This window comes from Stenotrophomonas sp. Ste96 (assembly GCF_024519495.1).
Taxonomy (GTDB): Bacteria; Pseudomonadota; Gammaproteobacteria; order Xanthomonadales; family Xanthomonadaceae; genus Stenotrophomonas; species Stenotrophomonas bentonitica_A.
Map to the genome: position 1 here is coordinate 482,779 of NZ_JALJRX010000003.1, position 14,677 is coordinate 497,455.

General features: G+C 67.0%; 13 protein-coding genes. 10 read left to right on the forward strand and 3 right to left on the reverse strand.

Features of this window, described 5'->3' with window-relative positions; translation table 11 throughout:
* Positions 1 to 19: 19 nt before the first annotated feature.
* Positions 20 to 1,045: a zinc-binding alcohol dehydrogenase family protein gene (locus OC373_RS11580; protein ID WP_261997718.1), complete on the reverse strand. Its 1,026-nt coding sequence runs from the start codon at positions 1,043 to 1,045 to the stop codon at positions 20 to 22.
* 373 nt (positions 1,046 to 1,418) lie between these two features.
* On the opposite strand from OC373_RS11580, the gene OC373_RS11585 reads away from it, so the two are divergent.
* The 4 genes from OC373_RS11585 (at position 1,419) to OC373_RS11600 (ending at position 4,518) form a co-directional block, all read left to right on the forward strand.
* Positions 1,419 to 2,510 carry an OmpA family protein gene (locus OC373_RS11585; RefSeq protein ID WP_019185837.1) on the forward strand — a complete coding sequence of 364 codons (1,092 nt, stop codon included), beginning with the start codon at positions 1,419 to 1,421 and terminating at the stop codon, positions 2,508 to 2,510.
* Between the two features lie 191 nt (positions 2,511 to 2,701).
* Positions 2,702 to 3,211, forward strand: a complete 510-nt coding sequence (locus tag OC373_RS11590) for a hypothetical protein (RefSeq protein WP_046272397.1) — start codon at positions 2,702 to 2,704, stop codon at positions 3,209 to 3,211.
* A 19-nt stretch (positions 3,212 to 3,230) separates the two neighbouring features.
* Positions 3,231 to 4,082, forward strand: a complete 852-nt coding sequence (locus OC373_RS11595; RefSeq protein ID WP_070426699.1) for a pseudouridine synthase — start codon at positions 3,231 to 3,233, stop codon at positions 4,080 to 4,082.
* Between the two features lie 91 nt (positions 4,083 to 4,173).
* Positions 4,174 to 4,518, forward strand: coding sequence for a hypothetical protein (locus tag OC373_RS11600; protein WP_046272395.1), 345 nt, complete (start codon positions 4,174 to 4,176; stop codon positions 4,516 to 4,518).
* Positions 4,519 to 4,766: 248 nt separating this feature from the next.
* Here the strand turns inward: OC373_RS11600 and kbl are convergent, their stop codons facing one another.
* Positions 4,767 to 5,978: a glycine C-acetyltransferase gene (kbl, locus tag OC373_RS11605; protein WP_261997719.1), complete on the reverse strand. Its 1,212-nt coding sequence runs from the start codon at positions 5,976 to 5,978 to the stop codon at positions 4,767 to 4,769.
* A gap of 193 nt (positions 5,979 to 6,171) precedes the next feature.
* Here kbl and OC373_RS11610 point away from each other — a divergent pair, with 193 nt between their 5' ends.
* Entirely contained in the window at positions 6,172 to 6,873 is a 702-nt protein-coding gene (locus OC373_RS11610) for a TorF family putative porin (protein WP_019185832.1), read from the forward strand.
* A 187-nt stretch (positions 6,874 to 7,060) separates the two neighbouring features.
* On the opposite strand, the gene tdh is transcribed toward OC373_RS11610, so the two are convergent.
* Positions 7,061 to 8,083, reverse strand: a complete 1,023-nt coding sequence (gene tdh / locus OC373_RS11615) for an L-threonine 3-dehydrogenase (RefSeq protein ID WP_026070190.1) — start codon at positions 8,081 to 8,083, stop codon at positions 7,061 to 7,063.
* A gap of 257 nt (positions 8,084 to 8,340) precedes the next feature.
* Here tdh and OC373_RS11620 point away from each other — a divergent pair, with 257 nt between their 5' ends.
* The 5 genes from OC373_RS11620 (at position 8,341) to OC373_RS11640 (ending at position 14,671) form a co-directional block, all read left to right on the forward strand.
* Entirely contained in the window at positions 8,341 to 10,503 is a 2,163-nt protein-coding gene (locus tag OC373_RS11620; RefSeq protein WP_261997720.1) for a S46 family peptidase, read from the forward strand.
* Positions 10,504 to 10,780: 277 nt separating this feature from the next.
* Complete coding sequence (locus OC373_RS11625) at positions 10,781 to 11,425, forward strand: histidine phosphatase family protein (RefSeq protein WP_019185829.1); 645 nt, start codon at positions 10,781 to 10,783, stop codon at positions 11,423 to 11,425.
* A 51-nt stretch (positions 11,426 to 11,476) separates the two neighbouring features.
* On the forward strand, positions 11,477 to 12,754 hold the full coding sequence (folC, locus tag OC373_RS11630) for a bifunctional tetrahydrofolate synthase/dihydrofolate synthase (protein ID WP_261997721.1): 1,278 nt from the start codon (positions 11,477 to 11,479) through the stop codon (positions 12,752 to 12,754).
* A gap of 98 nt (positions 12,755 to 12,852) precedes the next feature.
* Positions 12,853 to 13,881: an SPOR domain-containing protein gene (locus OC373_RS11635; protein ID WP_261997722.1), complete on the forward strand. Its 1,029-nt coding sequence runs from the start codon at positions 12,853 to 12,855 to the stop codon at positions 13,879 to 13,881.
* Between the two features lie 58 nt (positions 13,882 to 13,939).
* On the forward strand, positions 13,940 to 14,671 hold the full coding sequence (locus OC373_RS11640) for a CvpA family protein (protein WP_261997723.1): 732 nt from the start codon (positions 13,940 to 13,942) through the stop codon (positions 14,669 to 14,671).
* The last annotated feature ends 6 nt before the right edge of the window (positions 14,672 to 14,677 follow it).

Here is a 14,677-nt window from a genome sequence, read left to right on the forward strand (position 1 = left end):
TGACACGTTGCCGCGCCGGTTACGCCCAGCCCGACAGCACCAGCTTGCCGATCACCCCGCCGCCTTCCAGCCGCCGGTGCGCCTCGCGCAGGTTCGCCGCATTGATCGTACCCAGGTGCGTGTGCGCGGTGGTGCGCAGCTCACCGGCGTCGATCAGGCTGGCGGCGCGGCCCAGGATGCAGTGCTGCTCGATCATGTCGGCGGTCTGGAAGCGCGAGCGCGCGAACATGAATTCCCAGTGGATGCCAATGCACTTGGCTTTGTAGGGATCGCCGATCCGCAGGGGTCCACGGGGTTCGACGATCAGCCCCACATGCCCCTGCGGGGCCAGCAGTTCGCCCAGCGCGTCCCAGTAGTGGTCGGTGTCGGCCAGGTTCAGCGCGACCTGCACCTGCGTGATCCCCAGCGCCTGCAGCTGCGCCGCCAATGGCTGGCGATGATCGATCACGTGGTCGGCGCCCATCTGCAGGCACCACGCACGGCTCTGCTCGCGCGACGCGGTGGCGATCACGGTGAAGCCAGCATGGCGCGCAAGCTGGATCGCGATCGAACCGACGCCGCCGGCACCGCCGATGATCAACAGATGCTGGCCGCGATGGCGGCGATCTTCGAACTGCAGCGGCATGCGCTGGAACAGCAGCTCCCAGGCGGTCAGCGTGGTCAAGGGCAACGCCGCGGCCTCGGCGAAATCCAGTGTGGTGGGTTTTCGCCCGACCAGGCGCTCATCCACCCACTGGTACTGCGCATTGCAACCGGGGCGGGTGACATCGCCTGCGTAATACACCTCATCGCCGGGCGCGAAAGCGCTGACTTCCGGGCCGACGGCTTCCACGACACCGGCCGCGTCGTAGCCCAGGATCCGCGGTGGGTTTTCGTGCTGCGCGCGCGGTGCGCGCTGTTTGGTATCCACGGGATTGACGGAAACAGCGTGTACCCGCACCAGTAGGTCGCGCCCCTCTGGCGCGCCGGGGGGCGCCACATTCACGTCCTGCAGCGCGGCGGGGTCTTCAATCGGCAGATACTGGGTCAATCCCACGGCTTTCATGTCGGCTCCGGAAACGGGGGAATCCTCCCCATCATACGGATCAGGCCGTCCCTGTTTTTGCGCTGAATCAAGGCGCCATCGCGATTTGAACCCTAACGTGAAAAATGTGTCGCGACGTCGCCTGAATTAGGCAAAACCCTTGTCATTGCTGGGTCTTGCGGAATTTCATCAACCTGTATAGGGTGCCACCAGCTGGACCCGGTAGAGGTCTGGCGGTCGTCTTCACATGTTACGTGACTGTTAACATCACCTTCACTCGCCTGAGCATAATGTTCGCGGCGGTGGCGTGCTGAATCGGCAGTCTGAAAACGACGCAGTAGTGCTGGCCCATGCCTCTACCGGTTTCATACCCCCGAAATAGGAGCTGTACTCAATGAACAAGAAGATCCTCACTGCCGCGCTGCTGGGCGGTCTGGCTTTCGCCCAGGCTGCATCGGCGCAGGATTTTGACGACCGCTGGTACCTGACCGGTTCGGCCGGCTTCAACTTCCAGGATAGCGACCGTCTGACCAACGACGCTCCGTTCGTTACCCTGGGCCTCGGTAAGTTCATCAGCCCCAACTGGTCGCTGGACGGCGAGCTGAACTACCAGAACCCGAACTTCGATGCCAACCAGGATCTGAACTGGAGCCAGTACGGCGCCTCGCTCGACCTGCGTCGCCACTTCATCCAGGAAGGCCGCGGCTGGAACCCGTACCTGCTGTTCGGCCTGGGCTACCAGAAGTCGGAAGAAGAGTACGCAGCGCTGAACACCAACGGTCCGCGTGAGCGCAAGGACGGCAACTTCGCCGCCAAGCTCGGCGTCGGTCTGCAGACCACCTTCGAAAAGCGCGTCGCCGTGCGTGCCGAAGTGGCCTACCGCGCTGACTTCGACGACCAGAGCGTTGCTGCTCCGAGCGAAGACTGGTTCGGCGACGTGCTGGCTTCGGTCGGCGTCGTGATCCCGCTGGGCCCGGCCCCGGTTGCTGCCGTGCCGGCTCCGGCTCCGGTTGCCCCGAGCTGCGCCGACCTGGATGACGACGGTGACGGCGTCAACAACTGCGACGACAAGTGCCCGAACTCGCAGCCTGGCCAGACCATCGGTCCGGACGGTTGCCCGGTCCCGGTGTCGATCGATCTGAAGGGCGTGAACTTCGACTTCGACAAGTCGAACCTGCGTCCGGACGCGGTTGCGATCCTGAGCGAAGCTTCGGAAATCCTGAAGCGTTACCCGGATCTGCGCGTTGAAGTGGCCGGTCACACCGATTCCAAGGGTACCGACGCTTACAACCAGAAGCTGTCCGAGCGTCGTGCCACCTCGGTGTACAACTACCTGACCCAGAACGGCGTTGACGCTTCGCGTCTGGTCGGTCCGATCGGTTACGGCGAGAGCCGCCCGATTGCGCCGAACACCAACCCGGATGGTTCGGATAACCCGGAAGGTCGCGCCAAGAACCGTCGTACCGAGCTGAACGTCCAGAACTAATCCTTCTGGCAGTACAGTCTCATCAGCAGGGCCCGGCATTGCCGGGCCCTGTTTTTTTTTGCCTCTGGTCGGCCAGAAACAGAGAAATCAACAATAAATCCAACAAGTTGCCGTATTCATTGAAGGTGGCGCTTGAAAGACGTTGTGGCGCTGTTAAACTCGCCGCGTCGACCCCTTCCTGGATGCATCCCATGCAGCGTTTTGCACTGGCCGCCGCGCTTGGCCTGGCCCTGGTTCCCACCGCCCACGCTGCCGTGGACTGTTCGGCACCTGTCAGCGCATCACCGCTGCCGCTGCCGGCCACCGCGATCGCACCGGTGGCCGAAGAGCTGTACATCCGCAACGTGCAGCTGGGCATGCCTGCCGGCGTGCTGACCTCCAACTTCGACCAGGAACAGTCGCTGGACCGCGTGCTGCAGCGCCTGCGCATCGACGGCTGCCAGAACATCGCCAAGGCGATCCCCAGCGCACCGGTGATCAACCCGAACGATCCGGCCGCCTACAAGCCGCAGACCGAGTTCGACAACACGCCGTGGCGCTTTGACATGAGCCAGAACGGCAAGCGCATGACCGCCGAAGAGTTCGACGCCTGGATGAAGGCGCGCGGTGTGCGCGTGGTCAAGGCGCGCCCGGTACCGGCTGCCGTCCCGGCCGCCGCCACCGAAGCCCCGGCTGAGACCAAGCCGGCGGACAAGAAGTAAGCCGCCTGAGCGGAGCACGATGACGACACGCCGGCCACCCGCCGCGAACGCGTCCCGACCACGCCGCCCCGAGCGGCGTGCGAGCCCCGCAACAGGCAGCCGCAGCACCGCCTCCAGCGCCACCCCGACCGCACCGCGCCATGGCTTGGCGCGGGTACTGTCCAAAGCCGGGCTGTGCTCGCGCACGGAAGCGGCGCGCTGGATCGCCGAGGGCCGGGTCACGGTCGATGGCCGTGTCATCAACAACCCCGAATTTCCGATCATCGACGGCCGCCACCAGGTGCGCGTGGATGGTCAGCCGCTGGACGCCCCCAAGCGCGTGTACCTGCTGTTGAACAAGCCGCGCGGCCTGGTCACCACCGCGCAGGACGAGCGCGGCCGCGACACCGTCTACCGCTGCTTCGACGATGCCGGGCTGCCGTGGATTGCGCCGGTCGGGCGCCTGGACAAGGCCAGCGAAGGCCTGCTGCTCTTCAGCAATGATCCGCAGTGGGCCGCGCGCCTGACCGATCCGGCCACCGGTCCGGACAAGACCTATCACGTCCAGATCGATGCCATCCCCGACGCCGCGCAGCTGCAGGCGTTGTGCGCCGGCATCGAGGACGAAGGCGAATGGCTGCGCGCGCGCCGCGCCACGCTGCTGCGCAGCGGAGACAAGACCGCCTGGCTGGAAATCGTGCTGGAGGAGGGCCGCAACCGGCATATCCGCCGGTTGCTGGCCGCCTTGGACATCACCGTGCTGCGCCTGGTACGCGTGGCGATCGGCCAGCTGCCGCTGGGCGAGCTGGGCAAAGGCGCCTGGCGCGAGCTCAGTCAACACGATCTGGATCTGCTTCATGCCGTGGCCGACAGCGCCGCGGCGACACCGTGACCTCGTGGCCTGCCGGCAGGTGGCAGGCCAGTCGACCCGGGCAATGGATGGCCTTCGAAGGGACGTTCCGTTCAACACCGGGAGTAAGACCATGCACGTCAGTACCCTCAACCGTTCCCTGTTCCGTGGCGCCTGCCTGCTGTTGCCGGCCGCGCTGCTGACCGCCTGCGGCGGCCACAAACAGATCGCCAAACAGGATCCGCCGGTGACCGACAAGGTGGTGGAGATCAAGATTCCCGAGCTCGATGGCCGCGGCAGCTACCGCTTCCTGATGAGCGATGGCGACAAGCGCATGAGCGCCGACGAGTTCGATGCGTGGATGAAGGCCAACGGTATCCGTGTGGCCAAGGGCAACGGCCAGGATGGCCCGGTCGCGGCACCGGTGGTGGTGGCCAGCAAGGAAGAGGCCAAGGACCAGAAGAAAAAGAAGAAGTAACCCGCCGCGCGCGTCACCCCAACGGTAGAGCCGACCGTTGGTCGGCTGGGCACGCAAGGCGAGCCCCCGCATCCGATGTCCACACCCCCCCAGCGGTAGAGCCTACCGTTGGTCGGCTGGAGCACGCAACGCGTGCCCCCATGCCGGAGGTTCATGACCTGCGACGAGAGGCAGCCGACCAACGGTCGGCTCTACCTCCGCAATGCGCGGGTGCTACGGCCGTGCCGACCGTTGGTCGGCTGCGGCCCTCAGCCCTTGATCACGCCCAGCTCGACGCCGATGCGGGTGAACGCATCGATGGCGCGGTCCAGGTGCGCACGCGTGTGCGCGGCGCTGATCTGGGTGCGGATGCGGGCCTGGCCCTTGGGCACCACCGGGAAGAAGAAGCCGATCGCGTAGATGCCTTCTTCCAGCAGGCGCTCGGCAAACTTCTGCGCCAGCGGCGCGTCGTACAGCATCACCGGGCTGATCGGGTGCACGCCCGGCTTCACGTCGAAGCCGGCAGCCGTCATCTTCTCGCGGAAGTAGGCGGTGTTCTCGGCCAGCGTGCTGCGCAGGTCGTCGGCGGCGGCCAGCATTTCAAAGGCCTTGATGCCGGCGGCGACCACGTGCGGCGGCAGCGAGTTGGAGAACAGGTACGGGCGCGAGCGCTGGCGCAGCAGCTCGATCACTTCGGCGCTGGCGCAGGTGAAACCGCCCAGTGCGCCGCCCATGGCCTTGCCCAGGGTGCCGGTGATGATGTCGATCTTCTCCAGCACGCCCTTGACCTCGGCCGAGCCGCGGCCGGTCGCGCCGAGGAAGCCGGTGGCATGGCATTCGTCGATGTGCACCAGCGCGTTGTACTTCTTCGCCAGCGCGGTGATCTCATCCAGCGGGGCGATGAAGCCGTCCATCGAGAACACGCCGTCGGTGGTGATCAGCTTGGTCCTGCAGCCGGCCGCATCGGCGGCCTGCAGCTGGGCTTCCAGATCGGCCATGTCGCAGTTGGCGTAGCGGAAGCGCTTGGCCTTGCACAGGCGCACGCCGTCGATGATCGAGGCGTGGTTGAGCGAATCGGAAATGATCGCATCTTGCTCGCCCAGCAGCGGCTCGAACAGGCCGCCGTTGGCGTCGAAGCAGGCCGCGTACAGGATGGTGTCCTGCTTGCCGAAGAACCCGGCGATCTGCTTTTCCAGCTGCTTGTGCAGGTCCTGGGTGCCGCAGATGAAGCGCACCGAGGCCATGCCGAAGCCGTGGGTATCCAGCGCGTCCTTGGCCGCCTGGATCAGGTCCGGATGGTCGGCCAGGCCCAGGTAGTTGTTGGCGCAGAAGTTCAGCACGGTACGGCCGTCGTCCAGGGTGATCTCGGCCGACTGCGGGCTGGTGATGATGCGTTCGGACTTGAACAGGCCCTGGGCGCGGATCGCCTCGAGTTCTTCAACGTAGTGCTGGGTCAGCGAGGCGGTGGTGGCGTCGGTCATGGCAGGCAGTCTTCGGCACGGGAAACCCCGGATTTTACCTGTCGCAGGCGGCCGCCGGGTTGCATGTCCGGTCGATCGCGCCGGGGCCGGCGGGGAACCGTTGCAGACGTGATTGTTGCATCGCAATATCAATCAGGTTAAAAAACTGTAAACCGCACCGTTCCGCCCACCCCCACGTCTGGAGAGACCCCGCATGAACCACGCCACGCGCTGTACCGCCGCCGTTGTGCTCTGCGCCGCCCTGCTTGCCCCGTTTGCCGCCAGTGCCCAGGACGAGGCCGCCTCTCCCTTCAGCTGGAACGTGACGGGCGTGTCGGACTACGTGTTCCGCGGTGTCTCCCAGACCGATGAAGATCCGACGATCCAGGCTGGTTTCACGTATACCTCGCCGGTCGGCCTGTACGCCGGTGTCTGGGGCTCGGGCGTGGACTTTGGTGATGGCGGCCCGGATGCCGAGGTCGACTACCTGATCGGCTACGCCTTCGACGTGACCGACACCGTCAACCTGGACCTGCTGCTGAACCGCTACACCTACCCGGGCTCCAGCGAACTGGCGTACAACGAGTTCATCACCAAGACCACCTTCGCCAAGCAGTACAGCCTGACCGTGACCTACACCAACGACGTGTTCAATTCGGGCACCGATGCGTGGTACTACGCCGTGGGTGGCGAGTGGGCGCTGCCGCAGGACTTCACGCTGAGCGCCAACGTCGGCCGCAGCACCTTCGAAGAAGGCATCTCCAAGGATTACACCGACTGGAACGTCGGCGTCAGCCGCCAGTTCGGCCTGTTCAATCTCGGCCTGGGCTACTACGGCACCGACGGCAACGGCCGCGACAACTCCGGCAAGCTGGCCGACAGCCGCGTGGTGTTCACGGTCGGCATCGGGCAGTAACCGGCGCCCGACACCGCCGACCACCTCGCGAACCAGAAAAGGCGCCCGGATGGGCGCCTTTTCTCTGTGGGTCTCACACCGGAACCCCTGCTGGAGCGCCGCCCCCTTCTTGTTCAAGGGGGCGCGCCAACGGCGCGGGAATACGGTGGATTGGACCATTGATCATCTGTGCCGAAGGCGCAGGTGATCAATTCCAGCTCAACACCACCTTGCCGGCCTTGCCCTGTTCCATCAGGTCGAAGCCCTTCTGGAACTCATCGATCGGCAGCTGGTGGGTCATCACCTTGCCCAGCGGGAAGCCGGACAGCACCAGCTGGGTCATCTTGTACCAGGTCTCGTACATCTTGCGGCCGTAGATGCCCTGCACGGTCAGGCCCTTGAAGATGATCTTGTCCCAGTCGCAGCCCGCGCCCTTGGGCATGATGCCGAGCATGGCGATCTTGCCGCCGTGGTACATGCAGTCGAGCATGTCGTTGAACGCGCGCGGGTTGCCGCTCATTTCCAGGCCCACGTCGAAGCCCTCCATGTGCAGCTCCTTCATCACGTCCTTGAGCGAGGTGTTGGACACGTTGACCACGCGGGTGGCGCCCATGTCGGCGGCAAGCTTCAGGCGGAAATCGTTGACGTCGGTGACCACCACGTTGCGCGCGCCGATGTGCTTGCAGATGCCCGCGGCGATGATGCCGATCGGGCCGGCGCCGGTGATCAGCACGTCCTCGCCGATCACGTTGAACTCCAGCGCGCAGTGCGCGGCGTTGCCGTACGGATCGAAGAAGGCGGCCAGCTCGGACGGGATCTGGTCCGGGATCGGCCACAGGTTGCTGGCCGGCATCACCATGTATTCGGCGAAGGCGCCGTTGACGTTGACGCCGATGCCCACGGTGTTCGGGCACAGGTGCTGGCGGCCGCCGCGGCAGTTGCGGCAATGGCCGCAGACGATGTGGCCTTCGGCCGAGACGCGCTGGCCGATTTCATAACCGGTCACGCCCGGGCCGATCTCGGCGATGCGGCCGACGAACTCGTGGCCGATGGTCAGGCCCGGCTTGATCGTGCGCTGGCTCCACTCGTCCCACAGGTAGATGTGCAGGTCGGTGCCGCAGATGGCGGTCTTTTCCAGCTTGATCAGGACCTGGTTCGGGCCGGGGGTGGGGACCGGAACCTCTTCCAGCCAGATGCCCTTGGCGGCTTCGCGTTTGACCAGGGCCTTCATTGTTTGCTGCGCCATCGGGGTGGAACTCGTCTGGGGGAAAACGCGGATTATAAAGGGCTGCGCGGAATTCCCATGTTGCGCTGCGGGTGCGCTGGCGGAACGAAAGGCGGGGGTGCATGGGCGTTTCGAACGGCGCCGCTGCGCTCGCCGGGCCATGCCCGGCGGACGGCGGCATGGCCCAGCCCATGACTTCCGGGGATCGGGCCGGGGCAGGGGGCTGGGCTACACTCGGCGGTTCTTTCACCAGGGGCTGCTCAATGCGCTCGAACCTGCTTGCCTTCTCCGTCGTCGCCAGCCTTGGGCTGGTCCAGGTCGCCCATGCCGCTGAAGGCATGTGGGTGCCGCAGCAGCTGCCGGAAATCGCCGGCCCGCTCAAGCAGGCCGGCCTGAAGCTGTCCCCGGAGCAGATCTCCAACCTGACCGGCGACCCGATGGGCGCGGTCGTGGCCCTGGGCGGCTGCACCGCCAGCTTCGTCTCCCCGCAGGGCCTGGTGGTCACCAACCACCACTGCGCCTACGGTGCGATCCAGCTGAATTCGACCGCACAGAAGAACCTGATCAAGGACGGCTTCAACGCGCCGACCCTGAAGGACGAACTGAGCGCCGGCCCGAACGCCCGCGTGTTCGTGCTGGACCAGATCACCGACGTCACCGATCAGGCCAAGGCCGCCATCGCCGCCGCCGGCAAGAACCCGCTGGCCCGCACCCGCGCGCTGGAGGCCTTCGACAAGGCCCAGACGGCCGCCTGTGAAGCCGATGCCGGCTTCCGCTGCCGCCTGTACAGCTTCTCCGGCGGCAACACCTACCGCCTGTTCCGCAATATGGAAATCAAGGACGTGCGCCTGGTCTACGCGCCCCCGGGCAGCGTCGGCAAGTTCGGCGGCGACATCGACAACTGGATGTGGCCGCGCCACACCGGCGATTTCTCGTTCTACCGCGCCTACGTGGGCAAGGACGGCAGGCCGGCCGCCTTCTCGGCCGACAACGTGCCTTACCAGCCCAAGCACTTCCTGACGTTCGCCGACCAGCCGCTGGGCGCCGACGACTTCGTGATGGTGGCCGGCTACCCGGGGCGCACCAACCGCTACGCCCTGGCCGGCGAGTTCAATGAAACCGCCAGCTGGACCTACCCGACCATCGCGCGCCACTACAACGCGGTGCTGAAGATGATCGACGAGGCCGGCAAGGCCGACCCGGACGTCAAGGTGAAGTACGCCGCCACCGCGGCCAGCATGAACAACGTGGCCAAGAACTACGCGGGCCAGTTGGAAGGCTTCAAGCGCATCGACGCGGCCGGCCAGAAGCAGGCCGAAGAAGCCGCCGTGCTGGCCTGGCTGAAGAAGCGCGGTGCCGCCGGCAAGCCGGCCCTGGCCGCACATGCGCAGCTGATCCAGCACCTGGACACCAGCAAGGCCACGCGTGAGCGCGACCTGTTCGTCAGCCAGTTCAACAGCACCTCCGCAGTGGGCTCGGCGATCACCCTGTACCGCCTGTCGATTGAACGCAGCAAGGCCGATGCCGAGCGTGAGGTCGGCTACCAGGAACGTGACCTGCCCTCGATCGAAGGCGGCCTGAAGCAGATGGACCGCCGTTACGTGCCGCGCATGGACCAGCAGCTGCAGACCTACTGGCTGAGCCAGTACGTGGCCCTGCCGGCCGCGCAGCGCAGCAACGAGGTGCTCAACCAGTGGCTGGCCGGCAGCGACAAGGCCGCCGTGGATGGCCTGGTCGGCAAGCTCTCGGGCACCAAGCTGGGCAGCCTGGATGAGCGCCTGAAGTGGTTCAAGGCCGACCGCGCTGCCTTCGAAGCCAGCACCGATCCGGCGATCCAGTACGCGGTGGCGGTGATGCCGGCGCTGCTGCAGCAGGAAGAGCAGAAGAAGACCCGCGAAGGCGAGTCGCTGGTATCGCGCCCGCTGTACCTGCAGGCCGTGGCCGACTACAAGAAGAGCAAGGGCGAGTTCGTCTATCCGGACGCCAACCTGTCGCTGCGCATCACCTTCGGCAACGTCATGGGCTACGGCAAGGACGGCGTGAACTACACCCCGTTCACCACCCTGGAAGGCGTGGCGGCGAAGGAAACCGGCGAAGACCCGTTCGATTCGCCCAAGGCGCTGCTGGAAGCGGTCAAGGCCAAGCGCTATGGCGGGCTGGAAGACAAGCGCATCGGCTCGGTGCCGGTGAACTTCCTGTCCAACCTGGACATCACCGGTGGCAACTCCGGTTCGCCGGTGCTCGATGCCAACGGCAAGCTGGTCGGCCTGGCCTTCGACGGCAACTGGGAATCGGTGAGCTCGAACTGGGTGTTCGATCCGGTGATGACCCGCATGATTGCCGTGGACAGCCGTTACATGCAGTGGATCATGCAGGAAGTGGCGCCGGCGCCGCAGCTGCTGAAGGAACTGAACCTCAGCAAGTAAGCCGACACGTCGGTTTCGATGACCCCGCAGCGAAATCTGCGGGGTTTTTTTTATGTGCGACGTACAGTCAAGCCCGCGGCGCCTTGTTTTCCCCCGTGGGGGCGCGCCGGCCTGGGCCGGGCAAGGGAGGCCAGCAAGCCAGCATGCCCGCAAGCAACGAAGCGCAAAGCGCCGCACAGCTTCACCGCCGCGACCGGGTATGATCCCTGTTCGGTGTGGTTTCACAGGATGTGAACGAAACGCCGCAACCTCCTCCCCCCAAGGACCCCTTGTCCGCATGCGCATCCTGCTTGCCCGTCACGGCGAAACGCCGTGGAATGCCGAAGGCCGCTACCAAGGCCAGATCGATATCCCGTTGTCGCCGATCGGCGAAGCCCAGGCCAAGGCCTTGGGGGAACGCCTCAACTCGGTCGACATCACCCGCGCCGTCGCCTCACCGCTCGTGCGTGCCCAGCTGACCGCCCAGCTCGCCCTTGGCGCCGAGCGAGCCCCGATGCTGCTGACCGAGCCGGACCTGCAGGAAATCGCCCACGGCGAATGGGAAGGCCTGCTGGCCAGCGAGATCCACGAGAAGGATCCCTCCCGCCTGCGCGCCTGGCGCGAAGAGCCGGATACCGTGCTGATGCCCGGCGGCGAATCGCTGCGCCTGGTGCTCGAGCGCAGCTGGCGCGGCCTGGCCCGTGCCGCCGAAGGCCTCGGCGAGCATGACACCCTGCTGGTGGTCGCCCACGACGCCGTCAACCGCGTGATCCTGTGCCGCATCCTCGGCCTGCCGATCTCGCGCCTGTGGACCTTCCGCCAGGCACCGACCACCCTCAACCTGCTCGAAGGGCCCGACCTGGACCAGCTGGAAGTGGTCCGCCTCAACGACTGTGCCCACCACACGCCGTTCTTCGGCGAAGCCAAGCACCGCGCGCTGTAACGCACTGCGTCCCATCCTGCCGTCCGCCCCAACGATTCCGATCCAACGACCATGACCACCACCGCCCGCCCGCAGACCCTCTCCGACTGGCTCGGCTACATCGAGCAGCAGCACCCCGCCACCATCGACATGGGGCTGGACCGGGTGCGTACCGTGGCGCAGGCGATGGGGCTGGGCGCACCGGCCGAGCGCAGCATCGTGGTCGGGGGCACCAACGGCAAGGGCTCCACGGTTGCCTTCATCGAGGCGATCGCCCGTGCGGCCGGCTGGAAGGTCGGCGCGTACACCTCGCCGCACCTGCTGCGCTACAACGAGCGCGTGCGCATCGATGGCCAGGACGCCACCGATGACGATCTGATGGCCGCCTTCAACGCCATCGAAGACGCGCGCGGCGATACCACGCTCACCTATTTCGAGTACGGCACCCTGGCCGCGCTGCATCTGTTCGCGCAGGCCGGGCTGGATCTGGCCGTGCTTGAAGTCGGCCTCGGCGGGCGCCTGGATGCGGTGAACATCGTCGATGGCGACGTGGCGGTGATCACCACTGTAGACATCGATCACAGCGATTGGCTGGGCGAGGACCGCGAAGCGATCGGCACCGAGAAGGCCGGCATCATCCGGGGCTGGAAGCCGGTCATCCTGGGCGAAATCGATCCGCCCTCGAGCGTGCTCGCGCGTGCCTACCTGCTCGGGGCCAATGCCATCCGCGGCGGCAGCGACTTCTTCGCCGAGGCCATCGATGGCGAACGCTGGCGCTGGCGTGATGTCGGCTTCCGGCTTGAACTGCCGCACCCGGCCCTGCGTGGTCCGATCCAGCGCGCCAATGCCGCCACCGCGATTGCCGCGCTGCGTGCCCTGGATCGCCCGCTGCCGCGCACCGCCTTCATCGAGGGCGTGGCGGCCGCGCGCATCCGTGGCCGCCTGCAATCCTTCGATCGTGATGGTGTGGAGGTGCTGGTCGATGTTGGCCACAACCCGCAGGCCGCCCGTGAGCTGGCGGCGGCGCTGAAGGCCAGTCCCGTCACCGGCAGCACCATCGCCGTGTTCGCTGCCCTGCAGGACAAGGATGCTGCCGGTGTCGTGGATGCCTTGGCCGATCAGGTCCAGCAGTGGCATCTGGCCGGCCTGGAGGGCGCGCGTGCGCAGAGTGCCGCGGAACTGCAGGCACGCCTGGCGGGTACGGCTGCGGCCGCCGCAACGCCGCACGCGACCGTCGTGGAGGCCCTGCAGCATGCCGTGGCGCAGGCCAACGCCGGCGACCGCGTGCTGGTGTTCGGCTCCTTCCATACCGCCGCACAGGCGCTGCAGACGCTCGACCCCGGCGCCTGAGGGCGCTTTGCGGTGCCGTTCAGCCGCATCAGCCGCCGCACACGCGCGCACCCGTATAATCGCCGTGGCATTCCGCCGCGCCGCCTGCCTGCCTTCACGTGGATACTCCTCTGAAACAGCGACTGATTGGTGCCATCGTCCTGGTGGCGTTGGCCGTGATTTTCCTGCCCATGCTGGTCAAGGGTCCCGCACCTGACAGTGGTGTCGCCAACGTGCCGATCAGCGCACCGGCCGCGCCATCGGATGGCCAGTTCGAAACCCGCGAGCTGCCGCTGGTCGCCCCCACCGGTGGCGCCACCGGCCTGCAGAGCGGGGCATCGACCACCCAGCCGCTGGCCGACAGCGCTGCCGTCGCCGCCGATCCGGCCCCGGCCGATACCTCGCCGGCCGTGGCCGCCGGCAACTACGCCGTAAGCTTTGGCGCCTACGCCAGCGAAGCCGATGCCGACCGCGTCATCGCCTCGCTGAAGAGTGCCCAGCTGGCGGGCTTCCGCGAGCCGGCCACCATCAACGGCCGCCAGGCCTGGCGCGTGCGTGTCGGCCCCTACGCCGATCGTGCGCTGGCCGAAGCGGGCCGCCTGCAGGCGGTGAAGGTGCGCAACGACGTCAAGGCCGAGGTGATCACCCTCGATGCGCGCGCGGACACCGCGGTTGCCGCGACCCCGGCCGCCACCGCACCGATTCCCTCGGCTGCACCGCCGGCCTCCAGCGCCGCCGCCGCGCCATCGGGCAACACGGTGAAAACCGAATCCCTGCCGGCCGAACCCGTCGCGGCCGCCAAGCCGGAACCGAAGCCGGCCGCGCCCAAGCCCGAACCCAAGCCGGCACCGGCACCCAAGCCCGAAGCTGCCGCTGCGGCGCCTGCTGCCCCGGCGGCCCCGGCGGCCAGCAGCGTCGGCTTCGCCGTGCAGCTGGGTGCCTTTGGCCAGGCCACCGAAGCCAACGCGCTGCGCGACAAAGTCCGCGCCGCCGGCTTCAGCGCCTTCGTGGAGCAGGTCCGTACCGACAAGGGCACCCTCAACCGGGTCCGCGTCGGGCCGGTCGCCAACCGCGCCGATGCCGAGAACCTCAAGGCCCAGGTCGCCGCCAAGGTCGGCGTGGCCGGCATGGTCCGCCCGCATCCCTGATGCCTGACCTGCGCCGCCCCGCATCTGCTGGACGGCGCCTGCCGCGCGGCCTGACGGCATGATCGACATCGTCCTGCTGGTCCTGATCGGCGCCTCGGTCCTGCTGGGGCTGATGCGCGGCTTCGTCGGGATCGTGGTCGGCACGCTGTCCTGGCTGCTGGCCGGTTGGGCCGCATTCCTGTTCGGCAACGACGCGGCGCACGGGTGGGCCGCCCCCCTGGAACCGGGCACCGGCCACTATGTTGCCGGCTATCTGGGGGTCTTCCTGATCGTCATGATCGCGGTGGGCCTGATCGGCATGCTGATCAAGGCCGCTGTGAAGGTCACCTGCCTGACGGGCGCCGACCGCGTGCTGGGCGGCGCGCTGGGCCTGGTCCGGGGCGCCTTCCTGGGCTGCGTGCTGCTGATGCTGGCCGCCTTCACTCCCTTGCCGCAGGAGCCGGCCTGGCAGACCTCGCAGGTGCGCCCGCTGCTGCAGCCGGGCGTGCGCTGGATGCAGGCGCAGCTGCCCGAGATGGCGTTGCCGGAGGTGAATCTGCCGCAACTGCCGACGATGGATTTGGGCAAGCCGCTCGCGACAGGCGATAATGGCGTCCTTGGCGAGGTAGTGGCAGGGCGCGGAGGGCCGCGTCCCGTTGACGAGGGGAGGGAGACGGCACCTGCCGACGCTGCGGCGCGCGGGCCGGCTTCCACACTGCCAGTCAATATCGAGCCGGCGCACCCGCGTCCGGACGACACCGCTCCGGCACGGAACGGTACCCCCGGCCAGGCACGGCCACCTTCACTGTAGATGGGC